This window comes from Synechococcus sp. PCC 6312, assembly GCF_000316685.1.
In the GTDB taxonomy this organism is placed as follows: domain Bacteria; phylum Cyanobacteriota; class Cyanobacteriia; order Thermosynechococcales; family Thermosynechococcaceae; genus Pseudocalidococcus.
This window is the reverse complement of sequence record NC_019680.1, coordinates 684,949-707,598: the sequence shown is the minus strand read 5'-3', so window position 1 is coordinate 707,598 and position 22,650 is coordinate 684,949. Positions and strand designations below refer to the sequence as shown.

At 46.5% G+C, this 22,650-nt stretch carries 20 protein-coding genes; 14 read left to right on the top strand and 6 right to left on the bottom strand.

Translation table 11 applies throughout. The features are described 5' to 3' along the window. Window positions 1-475: 475 nt before the first annotated feature. The 12 genes from SYN6312_RS03400 (at window position 476) to SYN6312_RS18680 (ending at window position 11,041) form a co-directional block, all read left to right on the top strand. Window positions 476-1,174, top strand: a complete 699-nt coding sequence (locus SYN6312_RS03400; RefSeq protein WP_015123467.1) for a hypothetical protein — start codon at window positions 476-478, stop codon at window positions 1,172-1,174. A 308-nt stretch (window positions 1,175-1,482) separates the two neighbouring features. Then, window positions 1,483-3,138 carry a hypothetical protein gene (locus tag SYN6312_RS03395; protein ID WP_015123466.1) on the top strand — a complete coding sequence of 552 codons (1,656 nt, stop codon included), beginning with the start codon at window positions 1,483-1,485 and terminating at the stop codon, window positions 3,136-3,138. A 45-nt stretch (window positions 3,139-3,183) separates the two neighbouring features. Continuing rightward, window positions 3,184-3,726 (top strand): DUF2721 domain-containing protein, encoded by a 543-nt coding sequence (locus tag SYN6312_RS03390; protein ID WP_015123465.1) that lies wholly within the window; start codon window positions 3,184-3,186, stop codon window positions 3,724-3,726. Window positions 3,727-4,021: 295 nt separating this feature from the next. Beyond that, on the top strand, window positions 4,022-5,524 hold the full coding sequence (locus tag SYN6312_RS03385; protein WP_015123464.1) for a DUF6119 family protein: 1,503 nt from the start codon (window positions 4,022-4,024) through the stop codon (window positions 5,522-5,524). Between the two features lie 296 nt (window positions 5,525-5,820). Further along, window positions 5,821-5,961 (top strand): hypothetical protein, encoded by a 141-nt coding sequence (locus SYN6312_RS20285; RefSeq protein WP_015123463.1) that lies wholly within the window; start codon window positions 5,821-5,823, stop codon window positions 5,959-5,961. Between the two features lie 237 nt (window positions 5,962-6,198). Continuing rightward, complete coding sequence (locus tag SYN6312_RS03375; RefSeq protein ID WP_015123461.1) at window positions 6,199-6,615, top strand: XisH family protein; 417 nt, start codon at window positions 6,199-6,201, stop codon at window positions 6,613-6,615. Further along, window positions 6,603-6,947, top strand: coding sequence for a XisI protein (locus SYN6312_RS03370; RefSeq protein ID WP_015123460.1), 345 nt, complete (start codon window positions 6,603-6,605; stop codon window positions 6,945-6,947). Before SYN6312_RS03375 ends, SYN6312_RS03370 begins: the two co-directional genes overlap by 13 nt. A gap of 192 nt (window positions 6,948-7,139) precedes the next feature. Beyond that, entirely contained in the window at window positions 7,140-7,364 is a 225-nt protein-coding gene (locus SYN6312_RS03365; RefSeq protein ID WP_015123459.1) for a hypothetical protein, read from the top strand. Next, a complete protein-coding gene (locus tag SYN6312_RS03360; protein ID WP_015123458.1) occupies window positions 7,357-7,737 on the top strand; it encodes a type II toxin-antitoxin system PemK/MazF family toxin in 381 nt (126 codons plus the stop codon). Before SYN6312_RS03365 ends, SYN6312_RS03360 begins: the two co-directional genes overlap by 8 nt. A gap of 243 nt (window positions 7,738-7,980) precedes the next feature. Continuing rightward, window positions 7,981-8,226 carry a hypothetical protein gene (locus SYN6312_RS03355; RefSeq protein ID WP_015123457.1) on the top strand — a complete coding sequence of 82 codons (246 nt, stop codon included), beginning with the start codon at window positions 7,981-7,983 and terminating at the stop codon, window positions 8,224-8,226. Window positions 8,227-8,410: 184 nt separating this feature from the next. Continuing rightward, entirely contained in the window at window positions 8,411-9,631 is a 1,221-nt protein-coding gene (locus SYN6312_RS03350) for an ABC transporter permease (RefSeq protein WP_015123456.1), read from the top strand. A gap of 9 nt (window positions 9,632-9,640) precedes the next feature. Continuing rightward, complete coding sequence (locus SYN6312_RS18680; RefSeq protein ID WP_015123455.1) at window positions 9,641-11,041, top strand: ABC transporter ATP-binding protein; 1,401 nt, start codon at window positions 9,641-9,643, stop codon at window positions 11,039-11,041. 108 nt (window positions 11,042-11,149) lie between these two features. Here SYN6312_RS18680 and SYN6312_RS03340 read toward each other — a convergent pair whose 3' ends face one another. The 6 genes from SYN6312_RS03340 to nrdR all read right to left on the bottom strand — a co-directional run bounded on the left by SYN6312_RS03340 (window position 11,150) and on the right by nrdR (window position 17,884). After that, window positions 11,150-12,136 (bottom strand): glycosyltransferase family 4 protein, encoded by a 987-nt coding sequence (locus tag SYN6312_RS03340; RefSeq protein ID WP_015123454.1) that lies wholly within the window; start codon window positions 12,134-12,136, stop codon window positions 11,150-11,152. Between the two features lie 25 nt (window positions 12,137-12,161). Next, window positions 12,162-13,556 (bottom strand): hypothetical protein, encoded by a 1,395-nt coding sequence (locus SYN6312_RS03335; RefSeq protein ID WP_015123453.1) that lies wholly within the window; start codon window positions 13,554-13,556, stop codon window positions 12,162-12,164. Window positions 13,557-13,627: 71 nt separating this feature from the next. Continuing rightward, complete coding sequence (locus tag SYN6312_RS03330; protein WP_015123452.1) at window positions 13,628-14,752, bottom strand: polysaccharide biosynthesis/export family protein; 1,125 nt, start codon at window positions 14,750-14,752, stop codon at window positions 13,628-13,630. 269 nt (window positions 14,753-15,021) lie between these two features. Then, a complete protein-coding gene (gene pdxA, locus SYN6312_RS03325) occupies window positions 15,022-16,047 on the bottom strand; it encodes a 4-hydroxythreonine-4-phosphate dehydrogenase PdxA (protein WP_015123451.1) in 1,026 nt (341 codons plus the stop codon). A gap of 3 nt (window positions 16,048-16,050) precedes the next feature. Further along, window positions 16,051-17,070, bottom strand: a complete 1,020-nt coding sequence (locus SYN6312_RS03320) for a 30S ribosomal protein S1 (protein WP_015123450.1) — start codon at window positions 17,068-17,070, stop codon at window positions 16,051-16,053. A gap of 283 nt (window positions 17,071-17,353) precedes the next feature. Next, a complete protein-coding gene (nrdR, locus tag SYN6312_RS03315; RefSeq protein ID WP_015123449.1) occupies window positions 17,354-17,884 on the bottom strand; it encodes a transcriptional regulator NrdR in 531 nt (176 codons plus the stop codon). Between the two features lie 387 nt (window positions 17,885-18,271). Between nrdR and SYN6312_RS03310 the strand changes: the two genes are divergently transcribed. Next, window positions 18,272-19,876: a TolC family protein gene (locus SYN6312_RS03310; protein WP_015123448.1), complete on the top strand. Its 1,605-nt coding sequence runs from the start codon at window positions 18,272-18,274 to the stop codon at window positions 19,874-19,876. Window positions 19,877-19,957: 81 nt separating this feature from the next. Then, window positions 19,958-22,648, top strand: a complete 2,691-nt coding sequence (locus SYN6312_RS18145; protein ID WP_015123447.1) for a response regulator — start codon at window positions 19,958-19,960, stop codon at window positions 22,646-22,648. The last annotated feature ends 2 nt before the right edge of the window (window positions 22,649-22,650 follow it).

Here is a 22,650-nt window from a genome sequence, read left to right as displayed (position 1 = left end):
TTTTACTTAGCCATCAAGATGAACTAAGAAATATTTACTTTGAGTTATCTCTAATGCCTATTCCTTTTAGGATAGTCATATTCAGTTTTGCTGAATCGGCCGAGCCAGTTTAGATTGGCCGTGTGCGAGATATTCTACAGCAAAAAATCCTGGAGAGAGGGAAATTAACTAAAGTCATGAATCGTCCAATGTAAGGGACTGGAGGTAACGGCAGTGTAGGGAATATACCAGTGGGCTGAGATAGCCGGAAGAGCCTAAGATTTGGGGACATGTTGATCAATCACTGCCCACCTCTGAGTGTAAGCATTATTAGTCAAGGTATGCATCCGATTACCATGACCTAAGAAAATAGCAGACATCAGAGGATTCGATACAGTACACTCCTGAGTAATTTTCTAATATTAGTAGGTTGCCTTAAACTTCAATTATCAACAGCTAGCTCACAGGAACTAATCTTCTTTCATACTCTGAACCCATGAACGACTTATCTACAGCAATAGCCACTCTTTCACTTATGTCAGTTGCAATAGCAAGCATTAATCTTTACGGATATTGGCAACCATTTGGAATTAATCCTATTCCATATCTTTCATTTCAACAGCTTGTTGCATACTCTGTAGTCCCACTATTCGACTTGACTGTGATAGGCTCTCTCCTTATTTTAGGTCTGAACTTATCATTATTTTATAGTCCAAATGCTATTAGGAAGCGAGAAACTGAGCCTGAATCTTATGAACTTTCAAGAAGTCTCATCTTTGGATTTGTTCTTATTACATCAATTATATTGACTATCATTCGTGGTGTTAGGGGTGATACTGGATGGTGGTATTTTCTGGTCATCTTGATTTTTTTGGGGTACATTCATTTTAGTGATAGGGGTATTTTTACACCTCTACCATTCAAGAATCAGTTTCAAGCCTTATTGGTTATATTTGCGTTTATCGTTCTTTTTCAAGGTTATATTAGTGGGAGTGCCGATGCCAATAAACTTCTCGATCTCTCTTCTCCATCGAATGCAACCCTGATAGTGGAGAAAAAAATTGAAGAAGTTAAGCTAATTGGTAAGCTTGATAATATGTATTATATTCTTGACAAAGATATATCTGTAATAGCTATTCCTGAAAAAGAAGTTTCTAGGGTGAAATACAAAAGTGGATTACGCATTCGCCCCTAAAAATATTGCATAGTTCTGATGACGGAACTAATTCAAATCTTACTAAATGGGCTTTCTCTTCTGGAACGGGTTGACGATCATCGCTATTCCCCGGTGCGCCCTCGATATTGAGCAACTCACTCTTCAAAAAAAATAATTTGAAGTACTTTTACGCATTACGCATTTTTTGTTAAAAAAACCTCAAGAGTCCTTTAGTAATCATTGCAATTTATAAAGCCTCTATACTAGAGGGATTTCCCTACGTTACCCTAGGCATCAAGCAAAACTTCCTCCGTTACCAAATTAAACCTCTAGGGGATAAGTCAATCATGGGTGAGCAACCAAAGCAAACTGAACTAAAAGCAGATGTTCCCCCCGGCCCAGATAATCCTGCTGCCACATCCCTCAATCGTCGTTCCCTGATCCAAATTGCGGCCACCAGTGTTTTAGGAATGGGTTTGTCCCGGCCGGCCATTGCCGCAGAAACAACACCAACATTGCCCGCCCAAGGTGTGGCCCTGGAACCGGGATATAGCCCCAATCAACCGATCCACCGCAAAGTCTCTAATATTGATGACTATTTATTTCGCTTGCCCAATGGCGATGTGATTGGGGATTATATTCTCCTTTGTCCTCAAAAAATGGGCGGTGGCACTCATGCTCTCGACTTAAAAACCGGCACGGTGATGGCTTCCATCTGGTACTGGAACTATGGCGATTATTGCCCCATCTCCCACCACATCCAGGCCTTTCCCTCCAGCAATCCCTATGAAGGTTTTGAATTTATCAACAGTTGCCAGGGGGGTAAGGATGCCTTGATCTTTGGCATTCCCACACCGATGACGGAGCCAGCCGAGGGCTTCAATATGTATAAGGTCAAATATGACGGCAATATGATGGTTTTGGAAGATAATGTCGCCGCCAGTACAGGCCTGGGCCTGGGCGTGCATACCACGATTAAGCCGGATGATGCCCAATCCTACTGGATTACGGATGGACAAAAAGATATTGCGGCCTGGTTTGATCGGGGTAGTTCCCAAGTTAAGGTAGCCCTGAAATATGACTGGGTGCCGAATGTGCCGGAACTTTCCCAGGCCTGGCGACAAGGGGGAACGCTCAAAGTCCGACGAATTTATCCCGATGCCAGCACTGGCCTGTTTGATTACCGAGGCACTAAGGGGCTGAAAATTGACTGGGAAATGGTTCCGTCCGGGGAATTACTCGTGGAAGAAGGACAAATCCCAGGCCAAGATGTCTTAGGGTTGTGTGGGGCGGATGGGACAATTTGGCATCCTTCCGGACGGTGGGCCGCCACCTTAATTCGCTTATGCGGGGGCCTGGTGGTGCTGGATGCCCAGAAAAATATGGAGCCAGTGACATTCTGCTCGTTTAATTCCCAAACCCCAGATCACTACCCGGTCACCAAAATTGATAAAGACACCTGGGAAATCAAACTGGATCAAGTCGGGTCGCCCGGCCATGAATCGGGATTTTCACCGGATGGCAAGTATTTCTGCTTTATGAACAATGGGCGGGAAAATGCCTTGGGGGTCTTTGACAGTAGCGATCCCGATCCGAAGAAGTGGAAGAAGTTTGCCGAAATCCGGGATCCCCTGTGGTACGGCCGCTATCCCGAACCCTTCCATATGGTGTTTACGCCCGATGCCAAAAAGCTCTATCTGGTGATTCTCTATCCGGCTCCGGCCAAATCGGGTGTCATGGTCATTGATACGGAAACCTGGAAAATCCGTAAAGAAATCCAAAATATTGCCCCGGATGTGGAAAGTATCACAATTACCCCGGATGGCCGCTATGTGGTCGGGATTACGGGGGGCTTTCAACGCTATCGCAGCATGGTGTATTTCATTGATACTCGCACCGATGAGTTAGTTGGGTTTATGCCCAGTCCTGGTGGTCATCATGATCTCAGCCTCGTGCCCCGCTCTGTGGATGAGTTACGTTGGTCTCGCTCTTGTATGTTGTAGAAGTCAGTAACCCCTAAGCCTGGGAGAACCTCATTCGCCACCGTCATGGATGCTAGTGCAACTCGTACCTTAGTCATCATTCAAGACTTATTGGCCCCATCGGTGATGTTGATGTCCCAGGCCCTGTTTCTTTTGGGCTTGAGTGGGCGGCGGGCGTTGGTGTTCAACAATATCAGTGCCTTAGAGCAAAATAAGATTGGGTTGCAAGCTCTGATTTCGACCCCGGCTGAGCATCACTTATCCCCCCAGGCCTGGCAAGAGCAACTCGAACGGTTTGCCCATCTGCTCCAGCAACGGAATCGGTATGTTCTCTATTCGGTCTGGAGCCATATCGCTGCGATTATCTGTTTTGTCTTCACATCCTTAGCTATTGGTCTCAATCTTTATGCACCGAACCCGTTGATTCAAGATTTAACTTGGGGCTTGTTTGTGGCGGGCCTGGTGTTTACGGTGCTTGGCCTGGTGGCTCTAGGAGTGGATGAGTGGCTCTCTCACTGCATGATTGGGGTGCATCTCACGATTGCGCTTCTGGTAGGTTCACCCGGAGTAATCTGCTTGGAATCAAACCGTCCCGAGCCAATGCGCTAGGAGTAGTGTTTAACCCTTATATTTTAGCCTCGGGAATTATACTGAAATTTTCTGCTCTTTAGTCCTTGTAGGGTACTTATGAAAAAACTTGACATTCAGCCAAAACACCTTAATAGTTCTTTTAGACGGAAACTTTGTGTCTAATCTATAGTTATATTACTCAGCTACTTGTAGTGACTTACTTGATGATGTAATGCTTTTTAAATTGCAATTGAATAATAAAGTAAGCTCTTATGCTCAGTTATTGCAGCAGCAACAGCATACGATTCTGGAAATGTACTTTTTGGTCTAAATAATGCCCAAATATAACCTTTATAGAATCCCCAAAGATAGAGAAGAAGATTTGCTTAGGAAACTAAGTCATTCTGGTTTAGAGCAGATTGGTGAGCAAACCTTAGATCGCTTCTATCTGAAATTTTTCTTCTCTAGCCAACCTGATGAAATTAATATTTGGTGGGTTGAAACATACAGAGAATTTTTAGGAGAATTAGAAACCCCGAAGAATTTAATGCACTTTGGAGTTTTGCTAATCTCAGGGAACGAGATTTGTTACGCAATTAGTTTAGGCAAAGCACACTTTTATTTAAGTCAGTTTTGTGATACTGAATTTGGACTAAATTTGGCAGAAAGAATTATTGACGAAAATGACCTAAAAATCAAGAATTCTAAATATTATAAGAGTGCTAAAAGCAAAATGATAACGACCTATCAGCAAGGTAGTCAAATAATGTTTGATGGTGGGGAGTCCATGCACTATATCAAAGCCAAGACTGTCGATCCAAATACTTGGGGAAGAATGGTAAGTTTCGGAGCTTCAGTACATTTAAATATATCAAAAAAGCCATTAGAAATTGCAGACTTTATCAATCATATTGAAGATGTTCTTAGACAGGAAATCAGGGTCAAATTACCAAAAGTAGATATTGTCAAAGATAGTAATGTGATCAAACGCTTGGATAGATTTTTAGCTAGGTCAATTCTAAGAACTCGAGAAGACTCTAGCATTAACATCGAAGAGTTTACTATGTCTGGAGTAGATTTTATTTTTTCTGATACCCATGAGTATAGTCTTTACTTAAAAGGCAAAAGTGATGAAGCTGTCCGCTTGAGTGAACTAAGTCTAGACTCCTTGATTGATTTCCTGAGAAGCAAAAGTATAAATCTTGAAGATAAAATTAATGATTTAAAACTAAAGATTCACAACGAGTATGGACGTGACCATACAAAACCACTCAAGTTTTATCTTGATTTTATTAAGGAAGATGAACGATATTGCCTTATTGATGGTATCTGGCATAAATTTAATAAGTCATATGTAGATTTTTTAGAAGAAGAGGTTGATAAGATTGAAATAAATTATGAAGCTAGATTCGATATCGATTCTGATACTGATGAAGTTCAATTCAATCGAGACCGAGTAAATGATGGCTATCTAAATTACGATCGAGAACTAGTAAGTTTAAATGGTCGTTATAAAGTTGAAAAATTAGATTTATACAAAGATGGTATTTTATACTTTGTTAAGAAAGGAACCCCGCAAAAGCTTTCATATATTGTGGATCAAGCCATAAATACTGTAAGAATACTTCAAAATAATGCTGATCGAATCGAAATAGATGGAGAAATAATAGATATAGAGGGAATTTGCCTATGGATCATTCTTAAGCGACAGTCATCTATTGAAAAGCTTTCAGATATTAATTCCATCATCCTTCATATGAAACTTGTAGAGTGGAGAAAAACCCTTATAGATGCTGGCTTTAAACCCATAATCAACATCAACTACATTAGGACATAACCCGATAATATTGCTATCTTTGAGATGAATACAATACAACAATTCGGGTGCAGCGGATTGAACAAATTCATTGGTATTAGGTTTAAGGGGGGCGGTGACCGCTGGCTGCAACCGTTATCCCAAGAGGATTAATCAGAGAAAAATAATAATTTCTAGTTGCGTAGAAAATATTGACTTTTTTACAGTTTTAAGGATGAAGATGCAATTAACAGTAGGAGAGAAAAGTTGATTCAGTTTGCCATAGATCAATGACAGGATTTACAACAGCAAAATCGTTTATAGATTAAATAATTACTATGGAAACCAAAACGATCACAATTCGCGTTAATGCTAAGGTTGCCCGTGCTTTTGAGGCAGCCTCTGAAGAGCAGCAACAGCATTACTCAGTCTCAAACTTGGTGATGCGACTCGATGCAAAAGACCTCTGGAAGAAGTGATGAGTGATATTAGTCGGAATGCTCAAGAACGAGGATTAACCCCAGAAATTTTGAACTCAATTTCAACAGAAATGACTTTATCAATCCTAAATAATTTCTGAAGTTCAGAACCATGACGGCACCGGATTTGCCACATCAGAGAGTTCTGAAGCCAGATAGGATTGCTATAGACTTCATACTTTGCCAACTAATTTGAGCTACATCCTGACCAAGAATAGACTGACTTATACTTGAACTATGCCCAAATTAGACATTATCCACAATGCGGTAAAAAACGCACTGATAAAGGATGACTGGGTGATTACAGATGATCCTTACGTCATTCAATATCGAAGAACTGTGCTGTACGCCGATCTTGGTGCAGAGCGGCCGATTGGAGTTGAACGAGATGGGCAAAAGCTAGTTGTGGAAGTAAAAAGTTTTATTGGCGCATCAAAAATACAAGACTTGAAAGAGGCTCTCGGTCAGTATGATATCTATCGCTATCTTCTCGAGGAAACAGCCCCAGACCGAAAGTTGTACATCGCTATCAGCAACGTTGCATACAATACTTTTTTTACTCAGGACGTAACTCAGCTCATTCTCAATAAACATCAACTTCCAATCATTGTTGTAGACATAGAGATAGAGGAGATTATGCAATGGATAAATTAATTGAGTATCCAACATTAATTAAGCGCATTTTGACTGAGTATGTAGAACTGAGTAACCGCCATCCTAACCCAGATATTGAGACTTTTTTGATTGTAGATGATGCAAAAGCTCACTATATTTGGATGAATCTTGGTTGGCAGAATGGAGAGCGTGTTACTGGGATGACAGTCTATGTTCGGATTCGGGATGGTAAGTTCTGGATTGAAGAGGATTGGACTGAAGACGGCATTGCGAATGATTTAGTGCTTGCAGGGGTTCCTAGAGAAGATATTGTGTTGGCATTTCATGAGCCACAAATGCGCCAGTACACAGATTTTCCAGTTGCGTCGTAGTGGCTCAGGCTAACAATACTTTGGTGCGGATCATCGAAATCCTTTGATGTAAATTTGGCAATCGCTCAACTGATCTGTCAGGCGTTCAAGGAACTCACCCATTTTTTAAAGGCAATATCAGTTGTTAACTAGTGTCGGATTGGCTAGTATGACAATGTAATCCTACTAAACTACCGTGGATAGCTTACAGCCATGAGCAAAAAAGTCAGCATAACCTTAGATGACGACGTTCTGGATTTTGTCGATCGGCTCGCCAGCAACCGTAGCAGCTTTATCAATAATGTCCTCTGGCAAGAGAAGAGAAGGATTTTGATGAAAGAGCTAGAAGAGGCTTATAAAGATCAGGCTAATGACCCAGAATTACAGGAAGAAATCTCGGCCTGGGATGTTGCAGTGGGTGATGGTTTAAATGCCTAACGGAAACTTAACCTACAAGCGAGGAGATATCTGGTGGGTTGATCTGAAACCTGTTATTGGCCATGAAACCGATAAAGAACGCCCTTGTCTAATTTTGCAAAATGATGTCGGCAATCAAAATGGTTCAACAACAATCGTTGCTCCCTTATGGCCTGGAACAAAGACTTATCCGTTTGTTGTCAACGTTGTACCAACTCCCCAGAATGGACTCGATAGAGAGCGTCACATTAACTTAAGTCAAATGAGGGCTGTAGATGCTCAGAGAATTAAAAATAAACAGGGTGTTTTAGAAGATGTTTATTGGGGCGAAATCGAGAAGGCAATATGTATTGAACTTGGTTTCAGTTTAGCGTTTAAGTCCTTTGCAATATAGTTATTTCTGCCGAAAATGAGACATTATCCCTCCGAGAGGCTACGCCAAAAAAACAAATGCCTGTAAGGGTTTCAAGTCTTTTAGTGTTTAACTCCTAAGCGAAATCAATATATAGTCTCCTTGTTCTTGCAGCTCTGGTATGACTGGGGTATAACAAACTATAAGACTTTAAGAAAAGGTCACTATGAAAACTGCAATTTCACTGGCAGATTCAATCTTCCTTAAGTCTATTGGAGCACTACCATGAGCACGTTAAGCATCCAGCTACCCGACTCCTTGTATAAAAGCTTGCAGAGATTAGCAGAGCAAGATGGGGTTTCGCTAGACCAATTTATTGTGCTGGCAGTTGCCGAAAAAATCTCAGCACTAACGACTGAGGGGTATTTGCAAGAGCGCGCAAGCCGTGGTGATAGAACGAAATACGAGGCTGTGTTGGCTAAAGTCGCTGATGTTGAGCCAGAGTTGCATGACCAGTTGCCGCCAGCATAATAACCCAAATGCAAGCCAACCGCCGGGAGGATGCCTGTGAGTATCAGAGATCATTTGCAGCGGATGATTTGATCAGGAACGTGGATTACTCAGGGCAGGATAATTATTCTAGTTCTGTAGAGAAGAAATGTTGACACTTCACAGGTTTAGTAACTTGAGTTCGGGATGATGAAACAGGCCTGACATGAGTAGTAGAAATTGGATATTCTTGCGGCTGGCTCTGCAAAATCTGGGACGGCGAAAAACTAGAACCCTATTGTTGATCGGGGCAGTGGCAGTGGCGACGGGGGCTATTTTTGCCATAACAACCCTGCTCTGGGGTGTACAAAGCAGTATGATCGTGGGGTTTTCCCGCTTGGGTGCAGATTTGCTCGTGGTTCCCCAGGGGACATTGGTTAACATTACCTCCGCTCTCCTGACTGCTGCACCGACTGATTTGACCCTCGACTCCAGCCTGGCCTCTGAAATTGCTACCATACCCGGCGTGTCACAGGTGGCCCCTCAATTGATTGTGCGAACCGATCAATCGGGATATCACTGGCCTGGAGATATGAATCATCCAGTCGATTTAATTGCCTTTGACCCAGGCCATGACTTTACGGTGAAACCCTGGTTAGTAGAGCAGTTATCTCGTCCATTTCAAACCGGGGATGTGATTGTCGGCGGTGGACATTCTGAACAACTCAATCAGGAGCTTTATCTCTATGGGCAGCGGTTGATTGTCTATGGTCGGTTGGCACCAACGGGGGTGGGAACCCATGAGCAAGGCCTGTTTGTTGATTTTGAAACGTTGCAGCACCTCTCAGAAGCAAGTCAAACTGGGAAAAATCCACTCCAGAACCAACCAGGCCAGTATTCCGGGTTATTAGTCAAACTCAAGCCCGGAGCCACATCCCAACAAGTCCAGTTTGCGATTCTGGCCCAGGCCCCCCAGGTTAAGGTGATTATCGGTGCAGCTATCTTAACCACTGTTCGGCAAGGGTTGACGGCTTTATTGGGCGGGATTCTGCTCTTGATGCTGGGGATGTTGGTGGGTTTGGCCTTAATGATTAGTGTGATTTTTAGTGCCATTGTCAGCGAACGGCAACAGGAATTGGGCCTCTTAGCCGCTATCGGGACAAAACCAGGGCCATTGATCGGCTTAGTCTTGCTCGAGGCCACGCTCATGACCGGCTTGGGTGGATTCATCGGAACAGGCCTGGGCCTGGGGCTAATCCGCCTCTCGCAACGAACGTTGATTTATGACTTAAACAGTCTCGGTGTCTCGTTTCTCTGGCCGGGAGCCTGGGCCATGGCAGCGTTAGGACTGAGTTGCATTCTCGGGGCTGCCTTGCTAGGGGGCCTGGGTGCTCTAGTGCCGGCCTGGAAAATGAGTCGCCATGATCCCTATGAGTTGATTGGATAATATGGCGGCATGAATGCTCTCACCCCGATTTTAAGCGCCCAAAACCTGAGTAAAACCTACGCCACGGCCTGGGGAACGGTTGATGCGGTGCAAGATGTGAGTTTAAGCCTGTTACCCGGGCAATTTACCGCCATCATTGGTCGCTCGGGGTCAGGAAAGTCGTCGCTGTTGGCCATGATCAGTGGCTTAAGTCGGCCGACTCGGGGCCTGGTTCAAATCCATGACACCAATCTCTGGGAACTATCGCCTAACCAGCGGGCGGAAATGCGGAACCGCAGCTTTGGGTTTGTGTTTCAATTTGCCAGTCTGTTACCCACCTTACGCGCCATTGATAATGTTGCCTTACCTGGATTACTGGGAAAAGAAATCAATGCAACCCAGGCCTATGGTCGAGCCAACCTATTACTGGAGCAGGTGGGATTAGGACACCGTTTGCAAGCTTACCCCGGCCAATTATCGGGGGGTGAACAACGCCGGGTTGCTATTGCCAGAGCCTTAATCAATGCTCCACCGCTGCTTGTCGCCGATGAACCCACCGGAGACCTAGACGAAACCACAGAACTAGAGATCATGGCGCTGTTACTCCATATTTGTCGTTCTCAGAACATCAGCTTAGTCATCGTCACCCATAACCTCAGCCTCACCCAATATGCCGATCAGGTATTGCACTTAGAACGGGGAGTATTAACCAACACCCAACAACAATTTGAGGCCAGTCCAAAAGAATATCCCCTATCCCGCTCACCCTCAGAGTTGCCGTCACGATCACCCACGCCAGTCCCCATATCCTTAGGGACAAATCTAGGCATTGATCGGCGAAAATTCCTGTGGTTATTACCTATTTTTTCAGTGGTCTGGGGCCTGGATGCGGGCGTGGCCTGGTATCAACGACGGTTAGCAACAGCCAAGAAACAAGCATTTGCTCAGCTTGACCAGGCCACTCATGGCTACCTCTATATTGATCTGCAGAATGTTGCCTATGAACCGGATGGCCAGTCCTATCGCTTAACCCTGGTGATGCAAAACCTGGATCGAGAGCATCCCCTCTACATCCAAATCCTCCCAATGCGAGCCTTTGTCCAAACTGGCTTTACCTGGCAAGAAATACCCACCGAGAGGCCTCCAGACTTAGGGAATAGCCTAATCAAACTGACCACAGAAACTACCGTGACCACAATTTTTACGCCTAATGTTGCTGAACCCACAGAGTTAATTCCGGGGTATATGCATGTTCGCATCGATACAGATTTATTGATCAGCCAGCGGCCCCAGCCTGAGGATGACCTGATCCAACGCAGCGACCCCTATTATTTTTATCTCAAGCCCCATAATGCTGATGATGCTGAGATTTTGCGCCATAGTCACTATCCAGGCCCCCCGCCCATTTATATTTCCATGCCCCCTCACTAACTCAAGCCTGAGAGAAAATAAGATGAGCCGATTCGCTGCCTCAGGTAAATAAGATTGCTGATTTTCTAGGTCTTTAGCAAGATAGAGAATATTGTAATTTTCCTAAGGTCATAAACTGTCCCATAAAAAAGCACTAAAGGCCTTGATATGGTTTTCCCATGCGTTTATAACGGATGCCCGACCCTGATTTCCCCATTGCTCTAATTGGCTGGGAGATTGCTTGGTTAAGGATTGAAATGCTGCGGCTAAGGATTCTATGTTGTCTGGCTGAACTAAAATTCCACAGTCATTCATTTGTTCACTCAAGCCATCAACATCGCTGACAATCACAGGCCGGGCCGCAGCTTTGGCTTCCACACAGGCCAGGCCCCAAGGTTCCCACCGTGATGGAATAATAATGGCCTGGCAGGATGCCATAAAGCCTGATACGTTTGTTGTGGCTGGACTTATTTTGACGTTACTTAAGCCCTCAGCCAATCCGTGTAATTGTGCTGCATCTGGGCCATCGCCGACTAGGTTGATTGTGATATTTAATTCCGGATATTTTTGCAGCGTCCTCAGTAAGATATCAAACCCTTTCTGCTGGGTAAACCGTCCATAGGCACCGATGTTCAAAGGTAATGTCCATGATTCCACAGGCAAGATATTCAATAAAGGCTGAAGATTGGGGATAGGGGGGAGGACATACAGTTTTTCCGGTGCCACTAAATCATTCTTTAACATCCATTGACTCTGTCCTTGAGAAACAGCCACAACTCGATAGGCTAAACGATAGCTCAACCTCAGCATCAAATGTAAACGAAACTTAGAGGGAACCGTCTTTTCAAATCCAGAACAGTAATGATGGTCAAAAATGATCAGCTTAGTTTGCTGTCCTAGCAGTCGCAAGAGTTTTGGCAACATCTGACGTGAGCAAGCACTGTGTAAAAGAACAAGCTGAGGTCGAAATAAATTGAACGCTGTTTCCAGTTGAGTAATTTCAGCAACTAAAAAGTTAAATTCTGTGCTTAAAGATGACTGTTGCCAATTTTGAATCAGTGTATTAATGCCCCCCAAGTTTAAATCTGTGACAATATGTAAAACTTTAGGTTTCATGGGCAAGAAATGATCATTGAGTTTCTTAGGTAGAAGTCATTGTGGTATTTTTTTTGATCTTAAACCAGTAAAGTGTTAATCCAGCGGTTAGTAACAGAGAACTACAAACAGCACCTAGTAGAGCTAACTTGGGATTTGGTGAGCTGGGTTCTTGCGGTAAAATCGGCGGAATCAAGATCTGAACCTGAGGATAGTTAGCAAAGATATTGGACTGTCCTAGATCATTTTGAGCCAATGTAGAAGAAAATACGGCCTGGGCAATCTGCACCTCTCGTTGATAACTCTCCAAAACAGCCTGCTTTTGAGCGAGAAGACGCAATCGCTGCTCTAGTTGTAAAATCTGTTGGCTCATTCCCTGGGCCTGGGCCGTGAGCCCCTGCTGCTCAGCTTGTAAGGTAATTAACTTAGTAAAGAGAGCCTCTCGGCCTGCTCCCGGTGCTGTTTGGCTAATATTAATTTGAGCCACCTGATCCGGGGAAATGGGAAATCCAAGTAGCGCAACACTTCGCTGAATCAGGGCTGCACGAGCTTGTTTTTGTTTAGACATTTGGGTGACAACAACGGGATGATTTGGGCCCCATTTTCCGAGTAAAACTGCTAGTTGGGCACTGCTTTGACTATAGTCCCGTAAATTATCTTGAAAACGTTGATCGGCCTGAAGCACATACGCAAAATTTGCCTCTTGGGGGGATAGTCCGAGCGTTTTAGAGAGTTGTGCCCGCTGATTAGCCACTCGTTGACGGTCCCCAATCGCTTCCGAGCGCAATCGCCTTAATTCTTCAATATTGCTTGAGAGGCTATTCAATTGATCTTCAGAACTGAGACCAGACTTCGACTTGTAGTTTGATAAATTCTGTTGGGCTATTTCCAGTCTAGTCCGGGCGGTTTTGAGTAATCCCTGTATGCCGACATCCTGCTGAGCAATGACTTTTGAGCGCAGGGTATTTAACTCTTGCATAAATTGGTTATAGAGGGCCCATGCTTTTTCCTGAGCCTCTGCAGGAGTTTTGCCACTTAGTTCAACTTCGATGATGCTGGTGGTATCCAGAAGCTTAATTCGGGGAACACCAAAGCTCTGGGATGTCAAATTTTGACTTTTGGCAGCCGCATCAATGACCTGATTTCCCATGAGAATATATTTATAGTTAGCTCGAGGGTCGACCTGAACATTATTAAAGGGCGAAGTCGGCACGGTAGACGCTTGACCAATATTGGGTAGAGAGACACTAACCCCTGGAGTACTGCCCGGCAAAATGAGAGATAGCTTACTGGTGTAACGTGCTGGGGACAGGAGTAGATAAAGTCCGGCAATCCCCCAAACTAAGGAGTTCCCAAGGACAAAAAACACAACATAACGCCACCAATGGGATTGGTTAGATGATTGATCAGAAATACCAGTTGATGCGAGAGTCGAAGCCATAGGATTTCTTCTAGATTTGAGTGAATTGCTCGGGTGAGTAAGTTACATGAATTGGATGCATTTATCTATATTTATGGATTGATAATTGTGGTACTACTATTTCCACGAATTAAATTGTTGAGTAAATTAAAGGGCGATATGAGATTGCTGAGGAAACCCAAAACAGCACTGATATTTGTCACCGTTGAATCATAGCAAGCCACTGAGTCATAGGGCATTAAGAACGGGTTGTTCTCGTTATCTGTCGAGTTACGGATTAAACTTTCTACGGAACGTTGGATGTAGGTCGTTTTACCGGTGAGGCGATCGGTGCGAACTAGAACACCATATCTGAGGGCATTGGTTGTTTGTGTCCCGCCCACACAGTTAGCAAAAACAATGGCTTGGGAGAAACGAATCCCATAAGCGAAGCTGTTATTCTGTGAACTCAGATTAGATGAGGCATTACTCGTTGCTGGGACAGTTAGGTTAGAAAGATTCACGGCAATGCCTGGAGGTGTAATCTGGCTGGGGCGCACATAGTCATTTTGGAATTTCTCTTGGGATGGCACAATGATTTGATCCCCAGCTACTAACGGTACATCTGTAATCTCTCCTCCTAAGAAAATAGGGGATAAATCCACGACGCTCTCTTGTCCATCCCGAATAATTCTGACATTCTGTAAATCTGCGTAGGGAGTAATGCCTCCACCAGCTTGGAGTGCCGCAGTTAAATAGCGATTGGGAGGATAGCTACCAGAAATACGACTGGATGCCTGATCCGTTGCTTGAGCTTCAGCAGACAGAGAGTTAATCATTCGTTGCCCAGGCTCAAAAGTTGCCCCAGAGATGTTAATTAGAATCGGCCCCCATTGTCGAATGGCAACACTAACTTGGACAAATTTGGGATTGAATAGTCCAGCTTGAACTAAGGAGCGAGTGAGAATCTGCTCAACTTGGGCAATGTCGAGTCCGACCACCCGAATTGGCTGAAGATAGGGAATATTGAGAGTGCCATCTAAGCTCACTTCATAAATTCCACTAAAGCCTTCTCCTTCACGAATTTGAACATTTAGGCGATCCCCAGGAGAAAGGGGCATTCCGACTGTCTTACTGAAATTAGAGGCCAGTGATGGCTGGACAAAAACACCAGTAGCAGGAATGGCTAAAAGGCTTAACAGGAAACTAATTACTTTATCTTTAAGTAAAACTGACATGAACTATCCTGAAACCTGGAAAGTTGCAAAAACACTCAGGAAATTATAGGGCTGTACTATCGTGACTTATGCAAATGGGAGGTACTCTATCAGTACCTGCAGAATTTGGCGATTCGCAGGAACTCACTATACCATAAAATTTCTTGGTGGTTTTTCCTAGAGCCATACTTTAACAGTGGTCAATCTTGTACTGCAACTTAACTCATCATTTTCAAGTTGGAGTCTAATGGGCGCAAACCCCAAGTCGCTGAACTCCGTCAGAGGTATTCTCAGAATGCTGTTTTTCGGCTGAAAGTTTTTGCCCAGGCCAAAGCAGCTTTCATACTCTCACAGCGGGCGATTCCTTGACCAGCAATATCAAAGGCGGTGCCATGATCGGGAGAGGTGCGCACAAAAGGTAGGCCAATCGTACAGTTCACGGCCTGGTCAAAAGCCAACATTTTTACTGGAATGAGTCCCTGGTCATGATAGAGGGCAAGGTAGGCATCATAAGCAGTTGGACATGGGGAATCCTGCCACCAGGCCAAGCCCGCTCCCACCCATAGCGTATCCGGTGGGACTAGACCCATTAACTCAACCTGCGAATATTTAATCTTCATTGACTCTAACCAGGCCTGCATCCACTCAACTTCCTCCCCTCCCAATTTGCCTTGTTCGCCGCTGTGGGGATTTAAGCCAGCAATCGCGATCCGGGGAGTCTCCAGGCCAAAATCCTGTTTTAAGGTTTGAATCAGTAGCTCCAGTTTTTGAGTTAATAAATCCGGGGTGAGGGCCTGGGGCACTTGGGCGAGGGGAATATGGGTCGTTGCCAGTAAGGTTCTCAAGACCCAACCGGTCTGGGGTGAGCGGCCAACAAAAAACATCCCCGTTGACGTGCTTTGGCTTTGAGTTGCTAAAACTTCGGTCTGGCCTGGGTAATCGTAGCCCGCCTGCTGCCAAATGGCCTTGCTAATCGGCCCAGTCACAATCCCAGAAACTTGACCAGACAAGGCTAACTGAATCGCCTGTTCCAGATAGGCAAAACTCGCTGCGCCAGTTTCAGGATTGGGTTGGCCGGGGGTGACATGAATAGCCGGGAATGAATCGAGAATATTCAGCTGGCCTGGGTCAAAGCACGTGCATCCTAAGGCGATTAATTGCGCATAGGTTTTATCTAAAACAGATTGACTCCCCACAACCACTAACTCGGAGCAGTCCAGAGAGCCAACTTGATTTAATTGAGCTATGGCCTTAAGAATCACTTCCGGGCCAATCCCGGCTGGATCCCCCAGCGTAATCGCTAACCGAGATGCCAGAGCCTAGGCCTCCTGTAGGGCAACTTCTTCTTCTACATCCTCTCCATCACCCGCATCAGTCGCAGCAACGGCCTCGTAGGATTCTTCACTAGCCTCTGCAACGACACCACCATTCAGGAGTGCTTCTTGTTGAGCCAGCTGTTGCTGCCGGTATTTTTCAGCCATTTCTTCGGCTTTTTCATAGACCAGTTGCGGATTCTTGACCATATCCCCTGGTTCGGGTTCCAGTTGCTTGGTAGAAAGGGAAATCCGGCCCCGTTCTGCATCTAGATCAATGATCATCACCTTGAGTTGGTCATTGACATTAAAGACACTGTGGGGCGTATCAATATGGTCATGGGAAATTTCGGAGATGTGAAGTAGGCCGCTGACCCCGCCAATGTCAATAAAGGCCCCATAGGGTTTGATGCCGCGCACGGTGCCAATGACGACTTCGCCCACTTCCAGCTTGTTCATCTTCCGCTCAACTAAGGCACGGCGGTGACTCAATACGAGACGGTTGCGCTCTTCATCCACTTCCAGAAACTTCAGGGGCAGTTCTTCACCGACTAATTCTTCTTTATTCACCCGCGTGCTGATGTGAGAGCCGGGAATAAAACCCCGCAGCCCTTCAATCCGCACTAAGGCCCCACCCCGATTGGTGGCAAAAACTTGGGAGCGCACGGTGGCATCTTCTGCCTGTAATTGCCGTACCCGTTCCCAGGCCCGCATATATTCAATCCGGCGAATCGAGAGGGTTAACTGCCCTTCTTCGTTCTCATCAGCCAGAATGAAAAATTCCCGCACTTCATTGGACTGCAACACCTCATCAGGGTTATCAATCCGGTTAATTGACATTTCCTGGATCGGAATGTAAGCAGCGGTTTTCGCGCCAATGTCAATCAGTGCGCCTTTGGGTTCAATGCTGAAGACCGTCCCTGCCACCACATCACCGGGATTGAAGTGGTAATCGTATTTGTCCAAGAGGGCGGCAAAATCGGCGTGGGTAAACCCAATATCAATAACCTTTTCCTGATTGACCATGCGACTAATTTTTTGACTCCTTTGGGGTAAGGGAAATTGAAAAACAAAGGTATAGTTCAAAACCAAGTTAGTTTAAGGCAACCAACCGGCTAGTCCAGCCCAACATTGACTGAATGGATCTCTAATCTTAGCTTAGGCGGCATCCATTTACCAGGCCTGGATATTTTTATCCCCGCTGCCCAGTGATTGGGATTATCAATTTCTTGTATTTGGGGTAACAATAGCATCTTCGGATAGCCAACTCATCCCCTCCCTCCTTAGCACAGGCCACCAATAGCCATCTTTAGGTTTGGAGAATTAGGGAATTCTTCACTAGTTCTCGATTGCTGGCTTGAACCGACACCGGATCGGCACCGGACTGGACTAACCCTTGGAGATTGTGGAGTTCCTGGACAAAGTCATCAATACCCTGAAACTGTCGATAAACGGAAGCAAATCGGACATAAGCCACTTCACTGATGCCCCGTAACTGTTGTAAAGCGGCCTCCCCAATTTCTGCGCTGGGAATTTCCCGCTCTTCCCGTAACTGCAACGAGGCTTCAATGTCATCCACTACGGACTCAATCATCTCTAGGCCAACTCCAGTTTTCCCACAGGCCGTCACCAGGCCCCGCAGGAGTTTAGACCGATTAAAAGACTCTCGCCGCCCATCCCGTTTAATGACCGTAATGGGGACAAATTCAATCCGCTCATAGGTGGTAAATCGCCGCCCACATTGCAGACATTCGCGCCGCCGCCGAATACTATGACCCCCCTCAGCTGAGCGGGACTCTAAGACACGACCATCAGGATGTTGACAGGCGGGGCATTGCATAACCACCCCCAATAGAATCAATAGTTAAAGCAAATTAATCTTTATTGTAATTGAACCCCATGACGTTGAAAGCCCAGGCCTGGGGAAAACCACCCGGACAGAGCGGTTAGACTTTTCTCCGCAGGCATCTAAACCTCAAAAACAGAATACTCCCGCAGCTGATTTCGCGAATCAAGATCCCGCTGGCCTGGCCGCCATAGCCCTAGGGAATTAGACAGAAGGACTAACCAGAATTTTCAGGGGCACAGGTGGCAGGGGTGAAAAAATTAGGTATATTCAAGGTCGAGAGCCTATCGCGTGGGCCATGAGTTAAGACCGAGAAAAGCTAGAATCACGTTTTACGGATTCATCCTGGCTAGAGATGGCTAACAACGAGGAGTGAAGTTTGTGAATCTGCATTGGAAACCCGGATTATTCAACCCAGTTAACCCCGGATTGTTAGGGAGTTTTGGGCTAGCGGCTGGTTTGATCGGGCTAATTATGCCAGTAACAGTGGCCCAGACTGCGGCTCCGATGCCCTTGCAAGCCCCTCAGTCAAGTAGTAATGGCAATGCGTTTCCGAATCTTCCCCCCACAGGTGGCCCAGCTCCAACAGCTACAGCAGAATTAGTGCGCCTTAATCCCAGCCCTGATCCCCTCAATCTGCCCACCCGCCCGGAAGAAGTCAAAATTGATTTGAATCAACCCCTGACCTTAACCCAGGCCGTAGAAGTCGCTCGGCGGAATAACCCCCAACTGCAAGTGATTGAGCAACAACTGCGCCAAAGTCGGGCTAGTTTACGCCAATCCGAAGCGGCCCTGTATCCCAACCTGAATTTTTCTGCAAGCATTGGGGCGAATGATTCAGCCTTATTGAAAATCTCCAACCAAGAAATTCAAAATCAATTTAACAGCCTCCCTCCCCTTCAACAATTTCTTCAGGGTAGTCCCAATACGGTTGATACCTTTAGTGCCCCCGCCAACGCCTCAATTCAATTGAGTTATAACGTCTTTACCTCTGGGCAACGGGATGGCTCAATCAAAGTGGCTCAGGAACAGGTTCGCAATGCCGAGTTAGACCTCCAACGCCAACTGGAACAACTGCGGTTTGATGTTACTAACAACTACTACGACATTCAACAGGCTGATGCCCTTGTCCGAATTGCCCAGGCCGCGGTGGAAAATTCTCGCATTAGTCTCCGGGATGCGGTGGCCCGAGAAAAGGCTGGCCTGGGAACTGTCTTTGAAGTCCTTCAGGCCGAGGTGCAACTGGCCAACAATCAACAACAGTTAATCCAGGCCCAGAGTCAGCAATCCACGGCCCGCCGCCAACTGGCCCAAACCCTGAATGTGGCCAATAGGGTTAATCTTTCCGCCGCTGATCCGATTCAAGTGATTGGGGAATGGCAGTTGTCCCTCGAACAAAGTATTGCCTTGGGATTTCGCAACCGAGTTGAATTAGCCCAGCAAATGACCCAACGGAATGTCGCTCTGCAACAACGGCGGGTGGCTCTCGGCAACTTGGGGCCGCAAATTTCTATCTCTGCTACGGGCAATGGGGCTGATGATTTGAGTGATAGTTCCGACCCCCAAGTGGGCTATGCCGTGAATGGGCAACTGAGTTTGGTGCTGTTTGATGGGGGAGCCTCCAAGGCGAGTGCCGCCCAACAGGAGGCCAGTGCTGCTATTGCCGAAGCCCAGTTCTCCAGCTTTCGGAATTTAATTCGCTTTCAAATTGAACAGGCCTATTACACCTTGCAATCCAGTGACCAAAATATCCGCACGAACCGGGTTGCCGTCCAACAGGCTACAGAGGGGTTACGCTTAGCTCGGTTACGGTTCCAGGCCGGGGTGGGAACCCAGCTCGAAGTCAGTAATGCCGAAACCTCCTTGACGCAGGCCCAAAGTAATCTTCTCAGTGCCACCGTGGACTATAACCGGGCCATCTCTGCTCTGCAACGTTATGTGAGTGGTCTGCCCTTAAATCCCCGGAATATTACCGCTACCCCCTAATTGCCGAAGCTCGCGATTTTCTGCTAGGCCTGGGATGAGCGATTCCTCCACCTAGTTCATTTGTTGAGGTCAAGTCTAAAGTTGCGTTGGAGTTTGCGGCAAAAAACCTTAGCGATTACCGGAGCAACCTTGGTGGGCCTGGTGAGCATTATCTATGGAATTTCCGTTTCTGTCCTCAATCACAACATTCATGCCGACACTCAGGCCCGGGCCAAAAGAGGGGCTGATGCAATTTTTAACTTGGTGGAACTGAAGAAAGAAGACTTTACTAGGGATTTTCAAAGTTGGTCGGCCTGGGATGAGACTTATCAGTTTGTGGTGGATCGGAATACCGCCTATTTGCAGGCCAATCTCATTCCCGCCACCTATCAAAATCTGGATATTAACCTGATTGCTATCGTCAACCAGCGGGGGGAAGTGGTCTATGGGGGCACATTCTACCCCAACAATATTCAGGTGCAGGCCCTGCCGAAAGACTTTCTCCCCTACATCGCATCGGGACGATTAATGGCTAAATGGCCGGGCGATCGCCATGTGGGTTTAATTCATCTCCGAGAAGGGGTCTTAATGTTTACGGCCCAGCCAATTCTCAATTCTCAAAACCAAGGGCCAGTTAGGGGCACCGCAATTTATGGTCGGTTCTTAGATAGTAACTTTAGTGAACGCATTTCCCATGTCATTCAGGCCCCAGTGACCCTGATTCCAATAGCCAGTGGTCTGTATCTGCCTGATTTTAGCGATACAGAGAACAGAGTCAGAGAACAATATCTTGATCTTGATTTTGCTCATCCGGTGATCACCCCCCTCAAAAATGGTGATCTAGCCACCTATGTCTTCTTGATGGGGATTAATCAAAAACCGGCGGCCATTTTGCGCCTAGAGGTCAGCCCCAGTATCCCCCTCTTGGCCGAAGAAAGTCGTTGGGTCTTGGTGGGAGCTAGTGCTGGTGTGGGTCTCATTTTTGGCGCAATTATGCTCCTGTTGCTGGAGCGGTTGGTGCTGGCCCGGTTATCAACGATGAGTGCGGGGGTGAGTCAAATCCGCCGTTCGGGAGATGTCTGTCAACGTTTACTGGTGCGTGGCGGAGATGAGTTATCAGCCCTAGAGCGGAATATTAATGGGATGCTGGCGGCATTGGAGTCTTCACAAAAACAACTCACCCAGGCCCTGCAAGTGAAAACCAGCTTTATGGCCACCATGAGCCATGAAATTCGCACCCCCCTCAACGCGATTGTCGGGATGACCGGCTTACTTTTGGAAACGCGACTGGATGCGGAACAGCGGGACTATGTGGAAACCGTGCGGCTTGGCAGCGAAAACCTGTTGACGGTCATTAATGAAATCCTTGATTTTTCCAAGCTAGAAGCCCATGAAATGCAGTTGGAGATGGTAAATTTTAACCTCCAGGCCTGTGTGGATGAAGTGGTAGACCTGTTAGCGGGGAATGCCCATCGCAAAAATTTAGAACTGGCGGCTCTGGTGGAGTATGATGTCCCGGCCTGGCTACAAGGGGATGAAAGTCGCTTACGGCAAGTGTTAGTGAATCTGGTCAATAATGCCCTCAAGTTTACGGCTGTGGGGGAAGTGGTGATTCGGGTCAGTTTGGCGGCTCCCCAAGCCGGAGAAGATTTAGGCCCAAGTCCCATTGGAGAGGAGCAGACGCGTTTGCAGTTTAAGGTGCAAGATACGGGCATCGGGATTCCGGCGGCGGCTTTACCCAAACTCTTTCAACCCTTTACCCAAGTGGATGCCTCAACAACCCGGAAATATGGGGGGACTGGCCTGGGTTTAGCCATCTGTCGGCAAATTGTCGAAATGATGGGTGGAGAAATTGGGGTTGAGAGTACGGAGGGGGTGGGGTCCTGTTTTTGGTTTGAAATTCCTTTTCCTCTCGGAACAGCGGCAGACCCCCTCGTGGCTCCCCCTGGCCTGGTTGGAAAACGGGTGCTTTTGGTGGATGATAACCAAACTAACTTAGAAATTAGCCGCTATCATCTGCGCCACTGGGGCCTGGAGGTTCTGACTGCCATGAGTGCCCAAGCTGCCCTAGAGGTTCTGACCCACAACCATGCTTCTGGCCTGGGGGTTGATATTGCCCTTTTGGATATGCAGATGCCCGATGTTGATGGTCTCACCCTCGGCCGCCAAATTCGCCAACTGGCCTGGACTCAAACCATCCCCCTCGTGATGCTCACCTCCCTCGGACAAACAGATCCCCAATGTCGGGCGGAATTTGATGCCTATTTAGTCAAGCCTGTGCGCCCCTCTCGCTTGTTTAATACCCTCATTGCCCTTCTGACTCCCCCGGCGGCGACCCTGTCCCCCACCCCAATTTCTGAAGTTCCGATCACCCCCTCTGAGCACTCCCTGAGAATTTTAGTTGCGGAAGATAATATCACGAATCAAAAGGTAGCCCTCCGGCAGTTAAATAACCTCGGCTATCACGCGGATGTGGTGAGTAATGGCCTAGAAGCCGTGCTGGCCTGGGAAACAGTCGGATATGACCTGATTTTTATGGATTGCCAAATGCCAGAAATGGATGGGTTTGAAGCCACTCGCCAAATTCGGGCGAAGGAACAACAGACCGCCACCCATGTGCCGATTATTGCCCTCACTGCCAATGCCATGCCGGAGGATCGCCAACGGTGCTATGGGGCGGGGATGGATGACTACCTGAGTAAACCTGTCCGTAAGCAGGACTTAGCTGCTAAGTTACAGCAGTGGGGACAACGCCCACCCCTAGATTTACCCGTGCAGTCCCTATTTTCCTAAGC